The organism is Pseudarthrobacter sp. MDT1-56, from assembly GCF_059383555.1.
In genome coordinates this window covers 20,288-27,392 of the sequence record NZ_JBWZCK010000020.1, presented here as the reverse complement: position 1 = coordinate 27,392, position 7,105 = coordinate 20,288, and the positions used below count along the sequence as shown (strand labels likewise).

The 7,105-nt window shown below is 67.6% G+C and carries 9 protein-coding genes and 1 pseudogene; 3 read left to right on the top strand and 7 right to left on the bottom strand.

The features are described 5' to 3' along the window. The 6 genes and pseudogenes from AC50YC_RS19090 to coaD all read right to left on the bottom strand — a co-directional run. Positions 1-254, bottom strand: a pseudogene (locus tag AC50YC_RS19090) (hypothetical protein); the annotation flags it as partial. A 132-nt stretch (positions 255-386) separates the two neighbouring features. Next, the gene (gene mutM / locus AC50YC_RS19085; protein WP_494954854.1) at positions 387-1,355 is read right to left on the bottom strand and encodes a bifunctional DNA-formamidopyrimidine glycosylase/DNA-(apurinic or apyrimidinic site) lyase; all 969 of its coding nucleotides are present in this window, start codon (positions 1,353-1,355) and stop codon (positions 387-389) included. Positions 1,356-1,364: 9 nt separating this feature from the next. Beyond that, on the bottom strand, positions 1,365-2,126 hold the full coding sequence (gene rnc / locus AC50YC_RS19080; RefSeq protein WP_494954853.1) for a ribonuclease III: 762 nt from the start codon (positions 2,124-2,126) through the stop codon (positions 1,365-1,367). A gap of 21 nt (positions 2,127-2,147) precedes the next feature. Continuing rightward, positions 2,148-2,351: a 50S ribosomal protein L32 gene (gene rpmF, locus AC50YC_RS19075; protein WP_009356569.1), complete on the bottom strand. Its 204-nt coding sequence runs from the start codon at positions 2,349-2,351 to the stop codon at positions 2,148-2,150. A 36-nt stretch (positions 2,352-2,387) separates the two neighbouring features. Next, the gene (locus tag AC50YC_RS19070) at positions 2,388-2,912 is read right to left on the bottom strand and encodes a YceD family protein (RefSeq protein ID WP_494954852.1); all 525 of its coding nucleotides are present in this window, start codon (positions 2,910-2,912) and stop codon (positions 2,388-2,390) included. Positions 2,913-3,086: 174 nt separating this feature from the next. Further along, entirely contained in the window at positions 3,087-3,587 is a 501-nt protein-coding gene (gene coaD / locus AC50YC_RS19065) for a pantetheine-phosphate adenylyltransferase (RefSeq protein WP_494954851.1), read from the bottom strand. A 48-nt stretch (positions 3,588-3,635) separates the two neighbouring features. On the opposite strand from coaD, the gene AC50YC_RS19060 reads away from it, so the two are divergent. From AC50YC_RS19060 to AC50YC_RS19050, 3 genes are read left to right on the top strand one after another with little or no spacing between them, the layout of a single operon-like run. Further along, positions 3,636-4,493, top strand: a complete 858-nt coding sequence (locus tag AC50YC_RS19060) for an SDR family NAD(P)-dependent oxidoreductase (RefSeq protein ID WP_494954850.1) — start codon at positions 3,636-3,638, stop codon at positions 4,491-4,493. Then, positions 4,490-5,698 carry an aminotransferase class I/II-fold pyridoxal phosphate-dependent enzyme gene (locus AC50YC_RS19055; protein WP_494954849.1) on the top strand — a complete coding sequence of 403 codons (1,209 nt, stop codon included), beginning with the start codon at positions 4,490-4,492 and terminating at the stop codon, positions 5,696-5,698. The genes AC50YC_RS19060 and AC50YC_RS19055 overlap by 4 nt, the downstream gene beginning before the upstream one ends. After that, positions 5,698-6,480, top strand: a complete 783-nt coding sequence (locus AC50YC_RS19050) for a spermidine synthase (RefSeq protein ID WP_494954848.1) — start codon at positions 5,698-5,700, stop codon at positions 6,478-6,480. The genes AC50YC_RS19055 and AC50YC_RS19050 overlap by 1 nt, the downstream gene beginning before the upstream one ends. Here the strand turns inward: AC50YC_RS19050 and rsmD are convergent. Beyond that, positions 6,477-7,097: a 16S rRNA (guanine(966)-N(2))-methyltransferase RsmD gene (gene rsmD / locus AC50YC_RS19045; protein WP_494954847.1), complete on the bottom strand. Its 621-nt coding sequence runs from the start codon at positions 7,095-7,097 to the stop codon at positions 6,477-6,479. The two genes, AC50YC_RS19050 and rsmD, sit on opposite strands and share 4 nt — an antisense overlap. Between the last annotated feature and the right edge of the window lie 8 nt (positions 7,098-7,105).

Below are 7,105 nucleotides of genomic sequence, written 5' to 3'. Positions count from 1 at the left end.
GTGGCCACGCCGCCGGCGGCCCCGCCGTCCGGCGTGGCCACGCCGCCGCCCGCACCCGCCTGCGCATCGGCCGCGCCGGGATCAGTGCCGCCCGGACCGGTCCCCCAAGCGGCGCCCGGCGGCACGCCGGCTTCCGGTGCCGCCAAACTCGCATTTGTGGACGGTCCTGCCGTCATCTGGTCCAGCACCAGGGCGGTGCCTCCGAGGATCGCAGCCACGCCCACCCCGGCTATGACCAGCCGCTGGGCTCTCACCGGCTGTCCGGAGCCCGCGTAAACGCATCCACTGCAACCGCGGTTCCCAAATCCCTAGCGCCCATCGCCACAGTCTTTCAGCGTGATGCACGGTTCGGAAAGGAGTAGCACTACCTGTTTTGTGGGCGTCCACTACCAGCGTCCGTTGCGTGGCCGGGGCTGGCAGACCGGGCAGGAGTAGGAGGAGCGGTTCATGAACTGGTCCCGCCTCATCACGCTGACCAGGCCGGCTGCAGCGCAGCGTTTGCACTCTTTGGCCTCGCGGCCGTAGGCGTTGAGCGAGCGGTCGAAGTAGCCGGAGGCCCCGTTGACGTTGACATACAGCGAGTCGAAGCTGGTGCCGCCAGCCGCCAGGGCGTCGGTCATGACGTCCCGCGCGGCGTCGAGGACGCGCCCGGCCTCCGCCCGCCGGAGCGTGTCCGTCGGGCGGGCGAAGTGCAGCCGGGCCTTCCAGAGTGCCTCGTCGGCGTAGATGTTGCCGATTCCGGAGACGAGGCCCTGGTCCAGCAGGGCACGTTTGAGGCCTGTTTTGCGGGTCCGCAGGCGGCGGTAGAAGTCGTCGAAGGAGAAGTACGGGTCCAGGGGGTCGCGCGCGATGTGGGCGGCCTCCTCGGCGATCAGCGGCAGCGGCGTCTCGGCGAGCCCGCCGGGAGCGCCGTCGGCCGTAGGGATCAGTGAGGTGAGGAAGAGTCCGCCGAAGATGCGCTGGTCCACAAACCGGAGCTGTTCCGGCATGCCCTCAGCGGGGCTGAGGTGCAGCCGCACCTTCAAATGCTTCTCGTCGGCAACGGAGGAGTCCTGCATCAGCAGTTGTCCGGACATGCCCAGGTGGGCCATCAGGGCCACGGCGGGCTCAGGGGTTCCACCGGGGCTGCCGGGATCAGTTGCGGGAGTGTCCGCCAGCGGAAGCCAGAGGAACTTTCCGCGCCGGACCACGTCCAGGACGCGGGCGCCTTCGAGGTTGCCAATGAAGTCCTCCGGGCCGAGCGCGTGCCGGCGGACGGACCGCGGATCCACCACCTCAACAGCGGTGATGGTCCGGCCCAACACCCAGCTCACCAGGCCGCGGCGGACAACTTCGACCTCGGGCAGTTCAGGCACGGTGCGTGCCTAGGTGCCGGTCCGGGACTGCAGCTGCTGCGCTTCGGGGTCAGCGGCTTCGGCGGGCGCCGGTGCCTCCGACGCGCCGGCCGGCGGCGCCGACAGCCTGCGCCAGGCGTCCGCGGCGGCCTCCTGCTCGGCTTCCTTTTTGGAGTTGCCCGAGCCGGTGCCGTAGTCGTTGCCGCCGATCCGCAGAATGGCCTCGAAGGTCCGGGCGTGGTCGGGTCCGGAGCCCTCCACGGCGTAGTTGATCGTCCCGAGCTGCCGGCTGGCCGCCAGCTCCTGGATGCTTGTCTTCCAGTCGGTGCCGGCACCGAGCGCGGCAGCGTCCTTGAGCAGTGGCCCGATCAGGCGCATGACCAGCTGTCGCGCCGTCTCGATGTCATTGGAGACATAGGTGGCGCCGATCAGCGCCTCCATGGTGTCCGCAAGGATGGATGCCTTGTTTTTGCCCTCGGTGAGCTTTTCGCCCTGCCCGAGGTAGATGTATTCACCCAGGCCGATGCTGCGGCCGATGCCGGCGAGGGCCCGGGTGCTGACGACGGCGGAGCGGCGTTTGGCCAGGTCACCTTCGGGCAGCGTGGGGTTGTCACGGTACAGCGCGTCGGTTACCGAGAACCCCAGAATGGAGTCGCCCAGGAACTCGAGCCGTTCGTTGGTGGGGATGCCGCCGTTTTCGTAGGCGTAGGAACGGTGTGTGAGCGCAAGACGAAGCGTCCCGGCGTCAATAGTGACACCGAGACGCTTCAAAAGCTCTTCAGTTGAAGACATCTTATTCAGCCAGTTGGCGGATTAGACGTCTGCGACCTTGCGGCCCTTGTATTCAAGGAACAGCGCGGTGCCAGCCGAGTCGGTAACGACCTTTGCCTGGTGCGGCAGGCTGTACGTGACCTGACCGTTCTCGACAGTCTTCACCAGGTGGGGGGCGGTTGCCTTCCACTGGGAGCGGCGGGCGCGGGTATTCGAGCGAGACATTTTCCGCTTCGGGACAGCCACGGCTAACTCATTTCTCTCTAGTCCAACACTTACAAATCAGTTTTGCCGGTCAGGCTTAGCCAAGTCAGCTAGGGCAGCCCAGCGAGGATCTACCACCTCGTGGTGATGCCCCGGCTCGTCTTCCAGGCGAACTCCACATTCGGAGCAAAGGCCCTGGCAGTCTTCCCGGCACACCGGCTGGAACGGCAGCATGGTTACAACTGCGTCCCGCAACACCGGCTCAAGATCGATCAGATCGTGCTCGACTCGACGTTGCTCTTCTTCGTCTTCTTCATCCGAGAACTCAGCGTCCTCGTAGAAGAAAAGTTCTTGCACATTGACCTCAAGGTCATACGCAAGGGGATCCAGGCATCGGCTGCATTCGCCAGTAACTTCGACGTTTGCGGTTCCTGATACCAGAATTCCTTCGTGTACGGCCTCCAGCCGCAGATCCAGCTCGACATCCGAGCCTTCCTGCACGCCAATGAGTGCCACACCAAGATCACTCGGTGCGGGTACATGTTCTGTCAGCGTCCGCATGCTTCCCGGACTGCGTCCGAGGTCCTTGACGTCGAACGCCAAGGGCGAACTAGCATCTCGTTTAATGAGAACTCCTGTTGAACATATGACCGACGTACTATCTTAGCCTGATCTTCCGGACGGACTCAAACCGGGCGCTCACCTGCGGTTCACACCGCAAGCCGCTCCAGATTCGGGCCGCGCAACCGGCAGCAGGCCGCCGAGTACCGATCAAGCTTACCCTCTGCGCGGCTGGTCCTGTTCCGGCTCGCCGGAGTTCAGCCGTTTCAGCACCGAGCGGGGCACGAAATCGGATACATTGCCGCCCAGCGTGAACACTTCCTTGATCAGGGTGGAGGACAGGTGGAGGTAGTGGCTCTCAGCGGGCAGGAAGACCGTCTCGACGCCGGTGAGCTGGCGGTTCATCGTCGCCATCGGCAGTTCGTAGTCAAAGTCGGAGGAAGAACGAAGCCCCTTGACGATGGCGGACACGCCCCGCTGGCGGCAGTACTCGGCGAGGAGCCCCTCGCCCACCGGTTCCACCACGATCCCGCGCAGGGAGGCCAGGGTTTCCTGCGCCATGTCGATGCGTTCCTCGAGCGTAAAGCGGTATTTCTTGGCGTAGTTCGTGGAGACGCCCACGATGACCTCGTCAAAGAGGCCTGCGGCCCTGGCAATGACTTCCAGGTGGCCGTTGTGGATGGGGTCAAAGGAGCCAGGGCATACCGCGCGTCTCATGCTCCGAACCTACCGTATTGCTGCCACAGGCCGGGATAACATGGCTGAATGTCAGCATCGAGCATTCCTTTCACCGTGTCCGGGGGCGTGGTTCTCGTGACGGGAGCCGCCATTGGCATGGGCCGCCTGTACGCCCTGCGAGCGGCCCGCGAGGGCGCCGGCGTCGTGATTCTCTGGGACGTCGACGCCGAGGGCCTGGCCGGCACCGCTGCCGAGGTGACGGCCCTCGGCGCACGCGCCGTCGTCCGCCAGGTGGATCTCGCCGACCGCGCGGCGATTGCCGACGCCGCCGAGGCGTGCCGGGCCGAAGGCCCACTGACCCTGCTCATCAACAACGCCGGCATAGTACGCGGCGCGCTTTTCTGGGAACACAGCCCGGAGCGGGACATCGCCCTGACCATGGACATCAACGCGCTGGCGCCCATGTACGTCACCCATGCGTTCCTGCCCGGCATGATGGACGACGCCGGCCGGCCGCGCCGGATCCTCAACATCGCCTCCGCCGCGGGCACCGTGTCCAACCCCAGGATGAGCGTCTATGCGGCGTCCAAGTGGGCCGTGATCGGCTGGAGCGACTCGCTGCGGCTCGAACTCGAACAGCAGGGCTACCGCCACCTCGCCGTGACGACGTTCTGCCCCAGCTACATCTCCACCGGAATGTTCGACGGCGCCCGCGGCCCGCTGCTGACACCGCTGATGACGCCGGAGGACGCCGTGGACCGGGCCTGGCGGGCCGCCACCGCCGGACGGCCGCAGCTGATCGCCCCGGCCACCGCTCAGCTGGGCAAGGTCCTGCGCGGCCTGCTGCCGGTGCGGGCCTGGGACTTCGTGGGCGGGAAAGTCTTCGGGATCTACTCCACCATGGACAAGTTCACCGGCCGGGGCGAGAAGGCGGGCACCCGATGAACTCCCGGAAGCCGCTCCCCTGGCAGCGGACCGCGACCGGCGCCAACCTGCTCTCCGCCGACGGCACCCTCGGCGTCACGATCTTCGAGGAAATGACCACCCTCGCGCTGCAGACCGGCGCCATCAACCTCGGCCAGGGCTTCCCGGACGAGGACGGCCCGGTGGAGATCAAGGCGGCCGCGCAGGCAGCCATCGCCGCCGGCGCCAACCAGTACGCCGCCGGCAAGGGGATCCTTGAGCTGCGGCAGGCGATATCCCTCCACCAGGAGCGCTTCTACGGCCTGGAACCGGACCCTCAGACCGAGATCATCGTCACCACCGGCGCCACCGAGGCCATTGCCGCGTCACTGCTCGCACTCGTCGGGCCGGGCGATGAGGTCCTGACCTTCGAGCCGTTCTATGACTCCTACGGCGCCATCATCGGCCTCTCCGGTGCCCGCCATGTCACCGCCCCGCTGCTGGCCCCTGACTTCATGCCGGACCTGGATGCCCTCGAAGCGGCGTTCAGCAGCCGCACCAAGGTGGTGCTGGTCAACAACCCGCACAACCCCACCGGGGCGGTGTTCCCCCGCGAGGTGCTGGAACGCGTCGTCGAGCTCGCCATCCGGTACGACGCCGTCGTCATCACCGACGAAGTCTACGAACACCTCACCTTCGGTGCCCGGCACATTCCGGTGGCCACTTTGCCGGGCGCCGCGGAACGCACCCTGACCATTTCCTCCGCGGGGAAGACGTTCTCCTTCACCGGCTGGAAGATCGGCTGGCTCAGCGGGCCGGAGCATCTGGTCTCCGCGGCCCGCACCGTCAAGCAGTTCCTGAGCTACAGCTCCGGTACCCCGTTCCAGAGCGCCATCGCGGCCGGGCTCGGCCTGCCGGACGAGTTCTATACCGGCATCGCCGACACCCTCCAGCTCAAACGCGACATCCTTAGCGAGGGCCTGCGTGCTGCGGGACTGGACGTCTTCACGCCGCAGGGCACGTACTTCGTCAACGTGGACACCGCGCCGCTCGGCATCTCCGACGCCGTCGAACTGGCCCGCCGGCTGCCCGCCCTGGTGGGGGTGGCGGCGATTCCGGTGCCGGTGTTCTGCCACCCGGAGGGCGCCGAACGTACCCGCAGCCTGCTGCGCTTCGCGTTCTGCAAGCGGATTGACGTGCTGCAGGAAGCCGCCGAACGGCTCGCGACCCTCCGCGACAGGCTCTGATGGCGGACAAGCCCGCAGCTGCGCGCTTCCTGCGCACCACCGGCCAGCACGCCACGATAGAGCCCGACGCCTTCACCGAGGGCGGCTTTGTGCTCAGCATTGGCGGGGCGGAACAGTCGCACGTCAATCTGGCGGACCCCTCGGACATCTTCTACGAGTACCTGCGCAGGATCGGCCACGTCGTGGATCTCGCGGCACCGTGGGGCGAACCCCTGACAGCCCTCCATCTCGGGGCCGGGGCGCTGACCCTGGCGCGCTACATCCAGGCCACCCGGCCGGGCTCGGTGCAGTACGCGGTGGAGCTGGAACGGGAACTGCTGGACTTTGTGCTGCAGCAGCTCCCGCTGCCCGACGGCACGCAGCTGCACACGCTCATCGGCGACGCCCGGGACGCCCTGGCGGAGCTGCCGCCGGAACTACTATTCGACGTCGTGATCCTGGACATCTTCTCCGGGCCGCAGGCACCGGAGCACATCGCCTGCACCGGGTTCTACCGCGAGGCGGCGGCGAAGCTCAGCCCCCGCGGGGTGCTGATCGTCAACGTGGGCGATGAACCCGGGCTCACGCTGGTCCGGAGCCAGGTGGCCGCGCTGCGCGGGGCGATGGCCGACGTGTCCGCCTTTGCCGAGGCGGGCATGTTCAGCGGACGCTACCCCGGCAACATCATCCTGACCGGGACGCAAGGGCCCTGGCCGGAGGTGTGGACCGCGGCGCTCACCGCCCGCGGGCCGCACCCCGCGAAGGTGCTCTCCGGCGTCGCGCTGGACGCGTTCCCGGCCTAGGTGGCGTCGGGTTCCGCCGCCTGGCCCGTGTCGGGGCCCGCTGCCGGGCTCACGCCGGGTTCGGCGAACCAGAGCTTCGTCTCCCCGTACTTCCGTTCCGCGAACCGCTCCATCCCGTCCGGCCAGGTCGGCTCGGGGGTCCGGGATGAGCGCTCCACGACGACGACGGCGCCCTCGGCCAGGTGCGGGCGGAGCTTGGCCAGCACCCCGGCCAGCGCAGGTTCGTCGAGGGGGTAGGGCGGATCAAGGAAGACGAGGTCCCAGCGGACGGCCGCCTGGGTCCGGTCAAGGAACGAGTCGACCTTGGAGCGGTGCACGGTGACGACCTTGCGCTCGGCCACCGTGTTGACCAGGTCCGCGTTGCGCTGGCAGACCACGCTGGCCTTGCCGTCGAATTCCACCAGGTCCACGCTCTGCGCGCCGCGGCTCGCGCTTTCCACCCCGAGTGAACCGGATCCCGCGTAGAGGTCCAGCACGCGGGCGTCCACGATCACCTCGAAGGCGTCCAGCCGGGAGAAGAGGGCTTCCTTGACCCGGTCCGTGGTGGGCCGGGTGAGGGATCCGGGGACGCTGACCAGGGTGGTTCCGCCCGCGGCCCCCGAAATGATGCGGCTCATGGCCGGGC